The following is a 15,149-nucleotide window of genomic DNA, read 5'->3' as shown; positions in this document are numbered from 1 at the left end:
TTGTTGGAGTACCCACGGGGTGGGAGAGGTTGTAGAGGTAGGGGGTAACGGGGGAGTCATGGTAGCCCAAGGAACGACGCTGGCGGGGCGGTATCGCCTGGACACCCGCATCGGCGCCGGTGGCATGGGCGAGGTGTGGCGGGGCGAGGACATCGTGCTGGCGCGCACCGTCGCCGTCAAGGTGCTGCTGCCCGGGCGCATGGACGACCCCGGGTTCGTCGCGCGGTTCCAGGCCGAGGCCAGGGCGATGGCGACGATCAACCACCCAGGTGTCGTCGACGTCTACGACTACGGCGTCAGCGGCGACACCGTCTACCTGGTGATGAAGTTCGTCGACGGGGAGCCGCTCGACAAGCTGCTGGGACGGCTGGGCCGCATCCCGCCGCAGCCCGCCATGGAGCTGATCGCGCAGGCCGCCTCCGCGCTCCACGCCGTGCACGAACAGGGGATCGTGCACCGTGACGTGAAGCCGGGCAACCTGCTGGTCCAGCGCGACGGCACGCTCGTGCTGACCGACTTCGGCATCGCCCGCTCCGACGTGGCCAGCCGGCTCACCGACGCCGGCATGGTGCTCGGCACCGCCGCCTACTGCGCGCCCGAGCAGGCCGAAGGCGCCCCCGTGACGCCCGCCGTCGACACGTACGCGCTCGGCGTGGTGGCCTACGAGTGCCTGGTGGGGCAGCGGCCGTTCGACGGCGACAGCGCCGTCACCATCGCGCTCAAGCACATCCGCGAGGCCCCGCCGCCACTGCCGCCCGACGTCCCGGCGCCCGTGCGCGCGCTGGTCGAGCGGGCGCTGCAGAAGGACCCGCTGGCCCGCTACCCGACCGCCAAGGCGATGAGCGACACCGCCCGCATGATCGCGGCGGGCGAGGTGCCGCCGGCCGAGCCGGTCGCGCCGTCCACCGGCGCCACCATGGCCCAGCCGATGGAGGGGTACCCGACGGGTTCCCAGCAGGCCGGCCCGCCGCCCACCGGCGCGCACCAGTACCAGACCGGGGCGCACCAGGCAGCCTCGTACCAGACGGGCTCCTACCAGACGAGCCCGCATCAGACCGGCCAGTACGGGCCGAGCCAGTACCAGTCAGGCCCGCAGCCAGGGGGCCCCGACGCCACGACGATGGCCGGGCCGCGACAGGGCGGCCGGCGCGCGGGCGGCGCGAAGGCGCCCCGCAGAGGCGGCCTCATCGCCGGGATCGTGGCCGCGGTCGTGCTCGGCGCGGGCGCCGGCGCGGTCGCGCTGACGGGCATGGCGAACGACGACCCGAGCGACCAGCCGACCAGCGGCACGAGCGACGTGGCCAACTCCACGCCCATCGTCTCGGCCACCCCGACGACCCGGACCAAGCGCCCCAAGCCCAGGCCGACCACGCACGAGCCGACCATCACCAAGCCGACCGTGGAACCGACGGAGGAGGAGACCCCGGAGGCGACGCCTTCCACGCCCTCCTCCACGCCTTCGACGAAGAGCCCGTCGCCGTCGCCGACCCCCACGATCAAGAAGAAGCAGGTGCCGAGCCTGCTGGACCTGCCGTTCGCCGCGGCCACCCAGCGCCTGCAGGCGGTGGGCTTCCAGATCAGGGTCGACGACCAGACCACCCCTGAGGCGGGCGGGAAGGCCTGCGGCCGCATCGGTCAGTCGTTCCCCGACGGGGGCACGTGGCACCCGGTGAACAAGCCGGTCAAGATCGTCGTCGTCGACGGCGGCCCCTGCCCGCCCTCGCCCACCCCGACGCCCACGCCGACGCTCGGCGGGGCGCGGTAGCCGGGGCGGGGCCGTCGCCGATCTACGTCAGATGCCGCTGGTCGCGCGAGGGTAGGCGACCTGCGGGTCGGTGGCGATGTTCACCATGTACGGCACGCCGGAGTCGAACGCGCGACGCAGCGCGGGACCGATCTCCGACGGCTGGGTGACCAGCTCGCCGCCGCCGCCCAGCGCCGTCACCACCTGGTCGTAACGGCACTGCGGCTGCAGCTCGGCGGCCACGTCGTAGCCGTACAGCATCTGCATGGGGTGCTTCTCCAGCCCCCAGATGCCGTTGTTGCCGCAGATCATGACGACCGGCAGGCCGTGGCGCACGAGCGAGTCGGCGTCCATGAGCGAGAACCCGGCCGCGCCGTCGCCGAGCAGCAGCACCACCTGCGACGACGGCCGGGCCAGGCGGGCCGCCATGGCGTAGCCGAGACCGGTGCCGAGGCAGCCGTAGGGGCCGGGGTCGAGCCAGTTGCCGGGCTGCTTCGGCTCGACGTACTTGCCCGCGTACGAGACGAAGTCGCCGCCGTCGCCGATCACCACGGCGTCGTCGGCCAGCACCTTGGCCAGCTCGCCGTAGATGCGCATCGGGTGGATCGGGTCGGAGTCGGCGGCCAGCAGGCCGGCGTCGTCGGCGATCGCCTTGGCCGCGGCCTGCGACAGCCGCGACAGCCAGTCCGCGTACGCGGTGGGCTTGACGCCCGCGTCGCCGCAGGCCGTGCCGAGGCCCCAGAGCACCACGGACAGGTCGCCGGCGGCGGAGGCGACCGTCTCGGCGTGCGTGGACAGCTGCGACGGCGCGTCGGCGATGTGCACGACCTTGGCGGGCGCGGCGCCCTGCTTGCCGCCGAACCAGCCGTAACCGAGCCGGAAGTCGAGCGGCGTGCCGACCACGATGACCAGGTCGGCCTGGGCGAAGGCCTGGCCGCGGGCGCGGGTGACGAGCAGCTCGTGCCCGGCGGGCAGGATGCCGCGGCCCTGGCCGTTGGGGATGACCGGTAGCCGCCAGTTCTCGGCGAAGTCGCGGGCGGCCTCCTCGGCCCGGTCCATCCACACGTCCGACCCGTACACCAGCACCGGGCGCTCGGCCTCGGCGAGCAGCCTGGCGATGGCGCGCAGGCTGTCGGGGTCGGGTTCGAGCGGCGAGGGGGACTGCGTCTCGACGTGGTGCTCGGGCGAGGCCGCGAACAGGTCGTCCATGTAGTAGTCGAGGAAGACCGGCCCCCGGTGCGGCGCGACGGCGGTGCGGAAGGCCATCTCCACGTCCTGGCCGATCGAGTCGGCCCCGGTCGCGGTGAACGCCAGCTTGGTGATCGGGCCGAGCAGCGGCGGGTGGTCCATCTCCTGCAACGCCCCGCTGCCCCAGCGCGAACGCGGCGCCCGCCCGCCCATGACGACCACCGGGGAGCCGTTGAAGTGCGCGGTCGCGACCCCGCTCACGCCGTTGGTGATGCCGGGCCCCGCGGTCAGGACGGCCAGCCCCGGTTTCCTGGTCAACCGGGCCGTCGCCTCCGCGGCGAACACGGCGCTCTGCTCATGGCGCACGTCGAGGATGCGCATGCCCTCGTGCACGGCGCCGTCGTAGAGCGGGAAGACGTGCCCTCCCGACAGCGTGAACATCGTCTCGACACCATAGGCCTTGGACACGGCGACAGCGGCGTCACCGGCATGCTTCGCAGACTCCATGCCCGGGAACTTACCAACGAGTCACCGGAGTAAACAGATGTCCATCAGCGGGTACCGGGATCCCCGTCCTGCTCGTCAGATCCCCCAGACCAGTGCGAAGCCCCTTTTCGCGTCAATGATCACCTTTCTTGGTGAAGTGGGGTCCTTGTCGACGGTGATCTCGGACTCCTTGGCCTCCGCCGTCACGTCGTAGGGGCCGTGGGGGAGCATCAGGGAGACGTTCCCCTTGGTCCTGACGACCGCGCGGACCTTCGTCGGCGCCGCGTCGAAGGACAGGTCGACCCGGCCCGAGCCGGTCTCCACGTCCGTCTGGGCGCTGGTCAGCTGCCTGCCGCGGACGCTGCCCGAGCCGCTCCTGACGTGCACGGTGCCCGTCGCGTCGGACACCTCCAGGTCGCCGGACTCCGACGTCAGCGTGACGTCGCCGTAGAGGCTGTTGACGCTGATGAGGCCGTTGACCGACGTCGCCTCGATGTCGGTCTCCATGGGCACGAACAGGGTGTAGTCGGCGTCGCAGATCGGCGGCTGCTCCCTGTGCGTGTCGGGGCAGGACGCGTCGAGCGTGAGCGTCTTGCCGTCCCAGGGCTCGTCGACCGTCGGCCGCTGCTCCGACCAGCGCAGCGACCGCTCCAGGACCAGCTCGCCCGCCTCGCCCGCCGCGATCATCACGTTCACGCCGCCCGCTCCTGTCATCAGGCGCAGCTCCGACAGCTTGAACGGGATGACCCTGCGGGTGTACTCGGTCGGCGGCCGGGCCTTGGCGAAACCGGCCCAGAGCAGCCCCGTGCCCAGCAGCAGCGCGAACACCGTCGCCAAGGCGCCCGAGATCAGCCACAAGGCCCTCATGACAGGCTCCTGATCTTGAGGAACTGCAGGACGGCCAGGACCCTGCGGTGATCGCCCTCGGCCGGGGACAGGTCGAGCTTGGCGAAGATGTTGCCGATGTGCTTGCCCACCGCGCCCTCGCTGAGCACCAGCTCCTGGCCGATGCCGGCGTTGGAGCGGCCCTCGGCCATCAGCTTGAGCACCTCGCCCTCCCGGGGCGTCAGCCGGTCCAGGGGGTCGCTGTGGCCGCGCAGCAGGAGCTGGGAGACGACCTCGGGGTCCAGCGCGGTGCCGCCCGCCGCCACCCTGCGCAGGGCGTCGATGAAGTCCGTCACGTCGGCCACCCGGTCCTTGAGCAGGTAGCCGACGCCGCCGCTGGAGGAGGCCAGCAGCCGGGCCGCGTAGCGCTCCTCCACGTACTGGGACAGGACCAGCACCGGCATCTCGGGGTGCTCGCGGCGCAGCACGAGAGCCGCCCGCAGGCCCTCGTCGGTGTGCGTGGGCGGCATCCGCACGTCCGTGACCACCAGCTCGGGGCGGTGCTCCTCGGCGGCGCGCAGCAGGCCCTCGGCCTCGTCGACGGCCGCCACCACCCGCATCCCGGCGGCGTCGAGGAGCCGGATGAGGCCCTCGCGCAGCAGCACGGAGTCTTCGGCCAGCACTACTCGCACATCATCTCCACGTTCGTCATCACGTCGGGCATCGTCACGTCGGGCGTCATGACGCCGGGTGTCAGCGGACCGGGGTGGGCTACTCGCACGGCAGGTCCACCTCGATCGTCGTCGGGCCGCCGAGCGGGCTGGACAGGTGCAGCGTCCCGTCGACCGAGTCGACCCGCTGGACCAGGCCGCGCAGCCCCGTGCCGCCGTCGAGCGCGGCCCCGCCGCAGCCGTCGTCGAAGACGAGCAGCCGCAGCCGCCCGCGCTCGCGCACCACGCTGACCTCGGCCTTGGTGGCCGCCGCGTGCTTGGCGATGTTGGTCAGCGCCTCCGACACGATGAAGAACGCCACCGCCTCGATGGTCGGGGAGGCGCGCCGCTCGATGTCGACGTGCAGGCGCACCGGGAAGGGGGCGCGGGCGGCGACGCCGGAGAGCGCCGCGTCCAGCCCCTGGTCGTTGAGCACGGCGGGATGCAGGCCGCGGACGAAGTCGCGCAGCTCCTTGAGCGCCTGCTTGGCCTCCTCGTGTGCCTGTTCGAGCGCCTCGCGGGCGGGCTCGGGCAGGTCGGTGAGGGTGGCACGGGCCAGCCCGAGGTTCATGGCCAGGGAGACGAGCCGCTGCTGGGCGCCGTCGTGCAGGTCTCGCTCGATGCGCCGCCGCTCGGCGTCGGCCGCGTCGATCACGCCCGCGCGGCTCTCGTTCAGCGTCTCGATCCGCCGGCTCAGCTCGTGGCGGCTGGGCCCGAGCAGCGTGCGCGCCACCGCCAGGTCGAGGTGGGCCATCCCCCTGGCCAGGATCGGCGCGACGAGCAGCAGCACGGCCCCGACGGCCACGTAGATCGAGGCCACCATCGGGTTGCGCAGGTCGAACAGGAACTCCTGCGGCGGCGGCTGCAACGCCGGCTGCACGAACGCCGTCAGCCCGACCACCGCCGCCGACCACACCGCCGCGACCAGGAACGCCCCGGCCAGCCCCACCCACGGCGAGAGCAGGTGGTAGCCGACCTGCCGCCAGGTGGCGCGATTGCCCCAGGTGATCGGCGAGAGCGCCGGCGGGATGCGCGCGCCCAGGAACGCCTCGAAGCGGGAGCGCTGCACCCGCGTGTAGATCGGCAGGCCGCGGCGGAGCAACGGCGGGAGGGCGATCGACACGACGGTCAGCCCGGCGAGCGCCATGCCGACGGGCAGCCCGATCACGACATGCGCCGTGTCGAGCCAGGCGCGTGCCGACCACGGGCGGGGGACTTTCATGTCTGCAACCGTATTGACCAGCGGGGGGTACGCGGAATGGGCCTGGTGTCCGCCTGAAGGGTGGGGCTAACCCCACCCTTCTCAGAGCGGCGGAACGGACCAGCCCTTCTCGTGGAAGAGCGGGGCGTGCTCGGCGTTGACGTACAGCCGGTCCTCGGCGTTCGGGACGCGGAAGTAGCTCTGCGGGTGCAGCAGCTCCCTGGCGTTGTCCGACAGGTCGAGGACGTAGCGGTCGGGCGCCCGGCGCTGGGCCAGGAAGCGCAGCTCGAACGGCAGCAGCATGAGCGGGTTCGCGTGGTCCCAGAGGCCCAGGCCGCCCTCCCTGGCCCGTCGCACGGCGGCCCTGGCCCGGCCCAGCGCGCCCGCCTCGGCGATCCTCCTGGCGCCGCCCGGCGGGGGCACCGCGTCGAACAGCCGCCCCTCCTGCCGGACGAAGGGGTCCACGTTGGGCCAGATGAAGTAGGGGACCACGTGCCCGGCCGCCAGCAGCCGCTCGTTGTACGGGTCCGGGCGGGGCTTCTCGTGCTGGTCGCGGTTGACGTAGCAGAGCAGCCGGCCGTACCTGTCGAGGATCTCGTGCGCGAAGGCCAGCCTGATCTTGAACGTCTCGTCGGTGAGGCCCTGCTCGGTGATGTCGAGCTTCATCATCGTCCTGAGCGCCTGCGTGGCCGGCGCCGCGTGGGCCGCGTGGTTGGCCGCGGCGAGCGGGCCCAGCCTGGTCAGCAAGTACGCGTGCAGGGCCGCGCGCAGCGTCAGGTCCGGGTAGCCCTTCTCGAACGGGTCGGTGAGGAACGTCGTCCAGGCCGGGTTCTCGATGGGGACGAAGCCCTTGGGGAAGTCGGGGAAGTCGGGGTTGCGGGGCAGCTCGAAGCTGACCTCGGGGGCGTCGACGCCCAGGAAGCGCACGCCGAAGTTGCCGTCGGCCGCGATGTTGATCGTGTCGCCGTCGTGAACGATCTTGTCCACCGACTGGGCCGCGCCTTTGGAGCGCGCGAGGAGAGCGTGGCCGACCGTGATGCCGGGAACGGGTTGTTCGATCGCCTTTGCCATGTGCAGATTCTCACCCGCCTGCCGCCACAAGTCCCGAAATATACGAACGAATCGTCTTTGCCGGACATCTCATGTGAAAGGGGAACGAGAGGGAGGTTCTGATGTTACTGACGGGGGTATCCGTGGCGCTCGCCACGGTGATGGCGGCAGGGCCGGGCACCCTGCCCGACGGGCTGCTCTTCCTGGAGACCCACCCGCCCGCGAAGGCGTGGGAGACCTACCGGACCACGGAGTCGAAGCGGCTCCCGCTCCAGCCGAACCCGTGCGACCGGAACACCGCCCCGGCCGGGGACCGGCTGGCGGCGCGGATGGTGCACTACACGTCGGAGGACAGCTTCAAGTACGAGCAGGTGATCGTCTACCGGTCCATCCCCGCCGCGCGGAAGGCGATGCGCGGCCTGCGGGCCGACCTGTCGCGCTGCGCGGACATGGGGAAGGGCTACTTCCGGGACCGCTACTTCACCAAGCCGCTGGACGTGGGGGACGAGGGACTGCGGGCGGGCGGCCGCTTCTTCGAGAACGGCGAGCACGCGGTGGCGGTGCGGCGGGGGGCCGCGATCTACGTCGCCGGAGAGTCCGCCTGGCCGACCAGGAGCCTGCCGGTCAACCGTTTCAGGGGCCTGATCGACAAGGCGGAGCGGATGACGGTGAAGCTCTGCGACGTGCCCGAGGTCACCTGCGATTAGAAGTCGTGGTTGTGCGTGTCGCCGGAGTTCGCGCGGGGGCCGGAGCGCCTCGCTGAGCGGGCGTTCATCGAGGGGCCACCACAGATGCTCGGGAACGGTGTTCGCGCCGCCGAGAGCCGCCTACAGGGCCTGGCGCCGGGCGTTCAGCGAGTATCGGCCGTCCGTTCAGACCGGTGTCGGCTGACCGTTCCGGCGAGGGGCGGCCGACCGTCCGAGCAGGTGTCGGCCGGCCGCTCAAGCAGGGGTCGGCCGACGGGGCCGCCGGGTGTCGGCCGGCCGCTCAAATGGTCTCACCGTCTTGTAGCGGCGGCCGGCCCCGTGCGGGCTCAGCGGCCGTGTCCCTGGAGGCCGCCGGCCATGTGCGGCGACTGGGTCCTCGTCGGCCTGCCGTACAGGAGAAAAAAGGGGGCTATGGCCGCCGCAGCCGGGTGACGAACTTGTACCGGTCGCCGCGGTACAGCGACTGCGCCCACTCGACCGGGTTGCCGTCGGCGTCGAAGGCGTGGCGGGTCAGCAGCAGCATCGGCAGGCCGACGTCGACCCCCAGCGCCTTGGCGTCGTACGGCGTGGCGAGCACGGTCTCGATGATCTCCTCGGCGTCCGTCAGCCGCACGTTGTAGGCGTTGTGCAGCGTCTCGTACAGCGACGCGTGCACCTCCAGCTCGCGCCGCAGCCGCGGGAAGCGGCGCGCGGACAGGTGGGTGGTGTCGATCGACACCGGCTCGCCGTTGGCCAGCCGCAGCCGGTGGATGCGCAGCACGCGCCCGCCCGGGTTGATGGCCAGCCGCCGGGCCAGCGCCTCGTCGGCGGTGATGTAGCCGATCTCCAGGATCTTGGTGTCCGGTTCGAGCCCGGCCGTGCGCAGGTCGCCGATGTACGAGGTGAGCTGCAGCACCTGTGCCACCTTCGGCTGGGCGACGAACGTGCCCTTGCCCTGGATGCGCAGCAGCCGCCCCTCGACGACCAGCTCGGTCAGCGCCTGGCGAACCGTCGTGCGTGAGGTCTCGAAGCGCACGGCCAGCGCCCGCTCGGGAGGCAGAGCCGTGCCGGGGGACAGGCTCTTGGTGAGCTCGAGCAGGCTCCGTTTCACGTCGTAGTACTTCGGTACGCGAGGGCCGTCGTCCGTCACGCTCTCACCTTCACTTCTGCCACGGCGGTGAGGGCGTCTCTGGTCACCGCGAGATCATCCGAACTCAGAATGGCCCGAGCGGTCAACCACCGGCGCATAACGGGCACAGGCTCGCTCGTCCGCAGACCGGGCTCGCCCGCCGTGATACTTGCCGGTTCGGGCAGCTCAGGTTGATGGTGAAGGATATCCACAGTCACGCGTACGGCCGCAACCGCGCACCGGCGGGCCGCCTGAGCACGCGGTATGCCCGTCGGCGCGCTCGCCGAAGCGCTTGTCGCTCTGCCCGTCGACGTGTCGATCACCTCCGGCGCGGCCTCGCCATGAGGGTCCGGCGAATGGGACGGTGTGACAGTTTTCACATTGTGAGATTCCCGAAAATCGGCGGATGACCTCACTCCGGCACGCGGGCTTTCCCGACGGGCGCGGACATGGCGTACGAGGCGGCTTTCCGCAGCACAGCGCCGTGCCGCGTCCCGGCGCTGACGGGCGGCCGGTGACCGGCGCCGGGGCAGGGCGCCGGTTTGGCTGTAACGCCGGGAAGCACGCATGATGCACTCGTGCCGACTCTCAGCGACCTCGTCGTCCGCCACACCGCGCTCGACGCGGCGGACCTCGACTGGCTGCACTCGCTGGTCTCCGACTGGCAGCTGCTGGCCGACCTGTCGTTCGCCGACCTCATCCTGTGGGCGCCGCTCCAGGGCGAGGGCGGCGGCTGGATCGCGATCGCGCAGATGCGTCCCACCACCGGCCCCACCGTCTACCACGACGACATCGTCGGCTCCGTCGCCGCCAAGGGTGAGCGCTACCTGATCGACACGGCCTGGAACGAGCGTCGCATCTGCCGAGAGGGCGACCCCGACTGGTCCACGGGCGTGCCCGTGCGCGAGGAGACCATCCCCGTGCGCAGGGTGGACGCGGTCGGCGAGGCGAGGTTCCTCGCGGTGATCCAGCGCTCCACGAACCTGTCCTCCGCGCGCACCCCCTCGCGCCTGGAGCTGACCTACCTGCAGAGCGCCTCCGACCTCGCGCAGATGGTCGCCGAGGGGCGCTTCCCGTTCTCCGGCGAGGAGCCGATCCTGGTCCGCTCGCCGCGCGTCGGCGACGGGCTGCTGCGGCTCGACAGGGCCGGCAGGGTGACCTACGCCTCGCCGAACGCCCTGTCCGCCTACCGGCGGCTCGGCCTGCACGCCGACCTCGTCGGGGCCGAGCTGGGCCGGGTGACCGCCACCCTGTGCTACTCCGACGAGCCGATCAACGAAGACCTGATGATCGTGGCCAGCGGGCGGGCGGCCAAGGAGACCGAGGTCGAGTCCGGCGGCACGATCGTGCAGCTCCGGGCCATCCCGCTGATCGTCGGCGGCGGCCGCATCGGCGCGCTCGTGCTCATCCGCGACGTGACCGAGCTGCGCCGCCGCGAACGCGAGCTGATGACCAAGGACGCGACCATCCGCGAGATCCACCACCGCGTCAAGAACAACCTGCAGACCGTCGCCGCCCTCCTGCGCCTCCAGGCGCGCCGGCTGCGCGTCCCCGAGGGGCGCGAGGCGCTGGAGGAGGCGGTGCGGCGGGTCGGTTCGATCGCGATCGTGCACGAGACGCTCTCTCACGCGCCGGAGGAGTTCGTGGACTTCGACGACATCGCCGACCGGGTGATCGCGATGGCGGGCGAGGTCTCGGCGCCGGAGGCGGCGGTGACACCGCGTCGGGTGGGCGGGTTCGGGACGCTGCCGTCGCTGATCGCGACGCCGCTGGCGATGGCCCTCACGGAGCTCCTCCAGAACGCGCTGCAGCACGGCCGTCCGAGGCGGCTGCAGGTGGTGGTCAACCCCGCCCCCGAGCGCCTGAACGTGGTGGTCTGGGACGACGGGCTCGGGCTGCCGCCGGACTTCGACCTGGACAACTCGACGAGCCTGGGGCTGCAGATCGTCCGCACGCTGGTGGTGGGGGAGCTGTCGGGGAAACTGTCCATCGAGCCCCGGCTGGGGGGCGGCACGGAGGTCACGCTGTCGATCCCGCTCCCCGCCGCGTGAGTGGGGCCTCTCGTCTTACCGGACGCTGATGAAGACCCAGACGAAGACCCAGTCGCCTGTACGGCAGGCCGACGAGGACCCAGTCGCCGCACATGGCTGGGGGCCTCCAGGGACACGGCCGCTGAGCCCGCACGTGGTCGGCCGCCGCTACAAGACGGTGAGACCGTCTGAGCGGTCAGGCCCTGGCCGGTGCGCCTCCGGGTGCCGGTTGCCCGGTGCTCCGGGTGTCCGGTCGGCCGGTGTTTCCGGGTCATCCGGTCTGCCGGGGTTTTCCGGGTGTCCGGGGTTTTCGGGGCGCGTGTCGGCGGCCGGCCACGTGCGGGGTCAGAGGGCGTCTCCCTGGAGGCCCTCAGGCACGTACGGCGTCTGGGGCCGGCCCATGCTTGCCGTACAGGATGGATGTGGTTGTCGATCACTTGAGCGGTGATCAGCCACGTGGAAAGCGACCAGCGTGGTGAGCTTCACCCACAAGCGATCGTGCAGGTCGGGTGGACCAAGCGGACCGGACGGGTCAGGCGGAGGCGCGTGCGCGAGCGCGGGCGGTGCGGCGCTTCAGGGCGCGGCGCTCGTCCTCGCTCAGGCCGCCCCAGACGCCGGCGTCCTGGCCGGACTCAAGGGCCCACTTCAGACACAGGTCGACCGCCGGGCACGAGCGGCACACCTGCTTGGCCTCTTCGATCTGCATGAGCGCCGGGCCGGTGTTGCCGATCGGGAAGAACAGCTCGGGGTCGACGTCACGGCAGGCGGCTCGGTGTCGCCAGTCCATGCGTTCACTCCTTAGTAGATGGAACCTTTGGTCGGCTCCGTGCGGCTACTACTTTGTGAAGAGTTTCACTAACGAGTGCGAACAGTTGCCCAGATCCTGTAGGAAGCCGGGGTTGCCCGCTGAGCGCCGGGCCGGATCGGACCAGTGGGGCTGTTAAAGGTCCTACGTTCCGACGTCAGTGTTGAGCCTTTCAGCCACGGAGAGTGCACGCAAGAGGGTTGACGCGAAGTTTTGGCCGCGATGGATGTCGGATGCGTCACACAATGACCGAATGTAACCAGCTAGACCAGAACTTGTAATGCGTTCGGTATAGCCCGGAATGTCACGGACTCCCGTTCACCCAGGTAGTCGCCGTCCAGTTGAAAGGCCACAGGGCGGCTCGCGGACAACGTGAACTCCGGCTCGTCGTGGAGCTGGACGAGGTGCCGGCCTGACGGAAGGGTGTCACGGTCGGTAAGGATCTGCCGGATGACCGGCATCAGCGAAATCAGGCCCATTCGTTGGAGCCCCAACACGTCAAGCCCGGTCTCGAAGCTCGCCCACGGCGTGGGGGAGACCGGGTGGGTGCCCACGTAGGTCCACGGCGAGGTGTTGGAGATGATCGCCATGTAGACGCCGCGGGCGGTCGGGATGCCGGGACCGGTCAGGGTCATCGCCGCGTGGTGCTTGTCGGTGGCGAGGTAGTGGCGCAGGGCGGTGTTCACGTATCGCGTCGGGGTGGCCTTCCTGCCCGTGCCGCGCAGGCCCTCGACGGCCCGGACGACCTCGGCGTCGTACCCCATCCCCGAGCAGAACGTGAAATATCGGCTTTCGCCGTCCCATAGGGCCTGGCCCAATCCCACGGTCCTGCGGCGGCCCTCGCGCAGCGCCTCCAGCACCGCGCCCGTGGCGTCGACCGCGTCGTTCGGCAGGCCCAGGGCGCGGGCGAACACGTTCGCGCTGCCCCCGGGGATGACGATCAACGCGGGCCGGCCGGCGCTCGGATCGTCCTCGTGAGCGGGGTCGGTCAAGGCCGGGATGTCGCCGTTGACGGGGTTGAGCAGGCCGTTCACGGTCTCGTTGATCGTCCCGTCGCCGCCGAGCACGGCCACCACGTCATACCCCTTGCCGTGCGCCATGGCGGCCAGCGCGGCCGCGTGGCCCCGGTAGCGGGTCTCCTCCACGGTCAGGTCCACCGCGGCGCCGAGCGCGCGGATCAGCACGTCCCGCCTGCGGGCATTGGTGGTCGTGGCCTTGGGGTTGACCAGGAGCATCGCGCGCATGTCGTTCAGGGTAGCCGGTGGGTGACATCCGGCTGATCGTCCGTCCGGACGATTTCCGGGACCGTCCGCCCGCCACGTCCGGACGTCCGATGTAGTCACCGCACCCAGGACGCCCAGGCCGGGTCGAGGGGAACGGGCCGGTCCGAAGGAAACGGGCCGGTTTGAGGGGAACGGGCCGGGGCGAGGGAAGCAGGCCGGATCGAGGGAACGGGCCGCGAGCCGGCGTGGTCACGCGGCTCCCCGGAGGCGCGACGGTAACGGAGGGGCAGGGCGGCTCACCGGTAGGGTTTGGACGTGAACCGACCTTGGACGCTTCTCGTGGCCGCCGCAGTCGTCGCCCTGGAGGGCCTGGTGGCCACCGCCCTGGGCCTCTACGTCGCGGTGCGGACGCTGATGGGCGCCGCCGAGGACGTCACCAGCGCGCTGGCGGAGTCGGTGTTCGGGGTGGCGATCGGCGCCGGTCTGCTCTGGGTGGCCTGGGGCGGTCTGTACAGGATGGAGCGGTGGGGGAGGTCGCCCAGCGTGCTGGCCCAGATCTTCGTCCTCCCCGTCGCGGTCACGCTCATCCAGTCGGACCAACCGCTCTACGGGATCCCGCTGATCGTGGTGGCCGTCGCCGGCCTCGGCACGCTGCTCGCGCCCCCCACCACCCAAGCCCTCTACGGCGAGCAGCCGAAGAGTTAGTCGTCGGCCGTCAGGCCCTCGCGCAGCTGGGCCAGTGTCCTGGCTAGCAGCCGGGACACGTGCATCTGCGAGATGCCCAGCTCGGTGGCGATCTGCGACTGCGTCATGTTGCCGAAGAAACGCAGCAGCAGGATCCGCTTCTCCCGCGGCGGCAGCCGTTCGAGCAGAGGCTTGAGCGACTCGCGGTATTCGACGCCTTCGAGCGACTCGTCCACGATGCCGAGCGAGTCGGAGACCGCGGGCGCGTCGTCGTCGCCGGAGTCGGGCGCGTCGAGGGACACGGTCGAGTAGGCGTTGGCCGACTCCAGGCCCTCCAGCACCTCCTCCTCGGTCATCTTCAGGTACGCGGCCAGCTCCGCGACGGTCGGCGCGCGGCCCTCACGCTGCGACAGCTCGCTGATCGCCTTGGTGAGCGAGAGCTTGAGCTCCTGCAGGCGGCGCGGCACGCGCACCGCCCAGCCCTTGTCGCGGAAGTGGCGCTTGATCTCGCCGACGATCGTGGGCGTCGCGTACGTGGAGAACTCCACCCCGCGGTTGAGGTCGAACCGGTCGATGGACTTGATCAGCCCGATGGTGGCGACCTGGGTGAGGTCGTCCAGCCACTCGCCGCGGTTGCGGAAGCGGCGGGCCAGGTATTCGACCAGAGGAAGGTGAAGCTCGACCAGCTCGTCCCTGATGCGCTGGCGGCGCGGCTCGTCGGGACCCAGCTCGGCCAGCTCCGCGAAGAGGACGCGGGCCCGCACCCTGTCGGGCACGGCGTGGTCGCTGGTGGCCATGGCTCCAGTCCTTTCCGTCACGCCGGCCTCGCCACGCCTCGGCGCTTGTGCAAGACGATCGCCATGCGGTCGGGGGAGTCGATCACCGCTTCCACGTCGTCCGCCAGGGCGGTCAGCACCATCCAGGCGAAGTCGTCACGCTTGGGCGCGGAGCTGCCGACCGTGGCCACCTCGACCCTGACCTGCATCTCCTGCCCGGTCAGCTCGAACTCGGCGGTCAGGTCGGTGCCGGGCACGGCCTCGCTCAGCAGCATCGCGCACGCCTCGTCGACCGCGATCCGCAGATCCTCGATCTCGTCCAGCGTGAAGTCGAGCCGTGCAGCCAGCCCGGCGGTGGCCGTACGCAGCACGGACAGGTAGGCGCTCGCGGCGGGGAGCCTGATGCTCACCACGTCGCGGATGCCGGCCTCGCCCTCGGTCCGCGTCTCGGTTTCCTCGGTCACGTTCCTCCTCGCGTATCCGACGCTGTCTGCAACTTACCGCTCCACGGAGGCGGTTGGACGATTCAGACTCGCCATCAACGGAAAAGGCTCTGTGCGGCGGCTCGCCGCACAGAGCCTTATGTGCCGTTTTAGGCCGCCTTGGTCTCCC

Annotated in this window: 14 protein-coding genes; 4 read left to right on the top strand and 10 right to left on the bottom strand. The window is 71.1% G+C overall.

The window, feature by feature from the left end:
* The first annotated feature begins 58 nt into the window (after positions 1–58).
* Positions 59–1,765, top strand: a complete 1,707-nt coding sequence (locus KME77_RS02095; RefSeq protein WP_219461070.1) for a serine/threonine-protein kinase — start codon at positions 59–61, stop codon at positions 1,763–1,765.
* A 27-nt stretch (positions 1,766–1,792) separates the two neighbouring features.
* Here KME77_RS02095 and KME77_RS02090 read toward each other — a convergent pair whose 3' ends face one another.
* The 5 genes from KME77_RS02090 to KME77_RS02070 form a co-directional block, all read right to left on the bottom strand.
* The gene (locus KME77_RS02090) at positions 1,793–3,439 is read right to left on the bottom strand and encodes an acetolactate synthase (RefSeq protein ID WP_219461067.1); all 1,647 of its coding nucleotides are present in this window, start codon (positions 3,437–3,439) and stop codon (positions 1,793–1,795) included.
* Positions 3,440–3,514: 75 nt separating this feature from the next.
* Positions 3,515–4,285: a DUF4097 family beta strand repeat-containing protein gene (locus KME77_RS02085; protein WP_219461064.1), complete on the bottom strand. Its 771-nt coding sequence runs from the start codon at positions 4,283–4,285 to the stop codon at positions 3,515–3,517.
* Complete coding sequence (locus KME77_RS02080; protein WP_219461062.1) at positions 4,282–4,935, bottom strand: response regulator; 654 nt, start codon at positions 4,933–4,935, stop codon at positions 4,282–4,284. The genes KME77_RS02085 and KME77_RS02080 overlap by 4 nt, the downstream gene beginning before the upstream one ends.
* A gap of 79 nt (positions 4,936–5,014) precedes the next feature.
* Positions 5,015–6,175 carry a sensor histidine kinase gene (locus KME77_RS02075; RefSeq protein WP_219461059.1) on the bottom strand — a complete coding sequence of 387 codons (1,161 nt, stop codon included), beginning with the start codon at positions 6,173–6,175 and terminating at the stop codon, positions 5,015–5,017.
* 81 nt (positions 6,176–6,256) lie between these two features.
* Positions 6,257–7,225, bottom strand: a complete 969-nt coding sequence (locus KME77_RS02070; protein WP_219461058.1) for a hypothetical protein — start codon at positions 7,223–7,225, stop codon at positions 6,257–6,259.
* A 101-nt stretch (positions 7,226–7,326) separates the two neighbouring features.
* Between KME77_RS02070 and KME77_RS02065 the strand changes: the two genes are divergently transcribed.
* Positions 7,327–7,911 (top strand): hypothetical protein, encoded by a 585-nt coding sequence (locus KME77_RS02065; RefSeq protein ID WP_219461055.1) that lies wholly within the window; start codon positions 7,327–7,329, stop codon positions 7,909–7,911.
* A gap of 409 nt (positions 7,912–8,320) precedes the next feature.
* Here the strand turns inward: KME77_RS02065 and KME77_RS02060 are convergent, their stop codons facing one another.
* Positions 8,321–9,040: a GntR family transcriptional regulator gene (locus KME77_RS02060; protein WP_219461051.1), complete on the bottom strand. Its 720-nt coding sequence runs from the start codon at positions 9,038–9,040 to the stop codon at positions 8,321–8,323.
* Between the two features lie 557 nt (positions 9,041–9,597).
* Here KME77_RS02060 and KME77_RS02055 point away from each other — a divergent pair.
* Positions 9,598–11,070 carry a PAS domain-containing sensor histidine kinase gene (locus tag KME77_RS02055; protein ID WP_219461049.1) on the top strand — a complete coding sequence of 491 codons (1,473 nt, stop codon included), beginning with the start codon at positions 9,598–9,600 and terminating at the stop codon, positions 11,068–11,070.
* Between the two features lie 511 nt (positions 11,071–11,581).
* On the opposite strand, the gene KME77_RS02050 is transcribed toward KME77_RS02055, so the two are convergent.
* Positions 11,582–11,836 carry a WhiB family transcriptional regulator gene (locus KME77_RS02050; protein WP_219461045.1) on the bottom strand — a complete coding sequence of 85 codons (255 nt, stop codon included), beginning with the start codon at positions 11,834–11,836 and terminating at the stop codon, positions 11,582–11,584.
* A gap of 281 nt (positions 11,837–12,117) precedes the next feature.
* Complete coding sequence (locus KME77_RS02045; protein ID WP_219461041.1) at positions 12,118–13,098, bottom strand: diacylglycerol/lipid kinase family protein; 981 nt, start codon at positions 13,096–13,098, stop codon at positions 12,118–12,120.
* 294 nt (positions 13,099–13,392) lie between these two features.
* Between KME77_RS02045 and KME77_RS02040 the strand changes: the two genes are divergently transcribed.
* On the top strand, positions 13,393–13,782 hold the full coding sequence (locus KME77_RS02040) for a hypothetical protein (RefSeq protein ID WP_219461038.1): 390 nt from the start codon (positions 13,393–13,395) through the stop codon (positions 13,780–13,782).
* Here the strand turns inward: KME77_RS02040 and KME77_RS02035 are convergent.
* Positions 13,779–14,558: an RNA polymerase sigma factor SigF gene (locus KME77_RS02035; protein ID WP_219461033.1), complete on the bottom strand. Its 780-nt coding sequence runs from the start codon at positions 14,556–14,558 to the stop codon at positions 13,779–13,781. The two genes, KME77_RS02040 and KME77_RS02035, sit on opposite strands and share 4 nt — an antisense overlap.
* A gap of 17 nt (positions 14,559–14,575) precedes the next feature.
* Positions 14,576–15,001 carry an ATP-binding protein gene (locus KME77_RS02030; RefSeq protein ID WP_219461031.1) on the bottom strand — a complete coding sequence of 142 codons (426 nt, stop codon included), beginning with the start codon at positions 14,999–15,001 and terminating at the stop codon, positions 14,576–14,578.
* Positions 15,002–15,149: the final 148 nt, after the last annotated feature.

It is taken from the genome of Nonomuraea rhizosphaerae, assembly GCF_019396405.1.
Classification (GTDB): Bacteria; Actinomycetota; Actinomycetes; order Streptosporangiales; family Streptosporangiaceae; genus Nonomuraea; species Nonomuraea rhizosphaerae.
The sequence above is the reverse complement of the archived record's forward strand: the minus strand, read 5'-3'. Positions and strand labels throughout refer to the sequence as shown.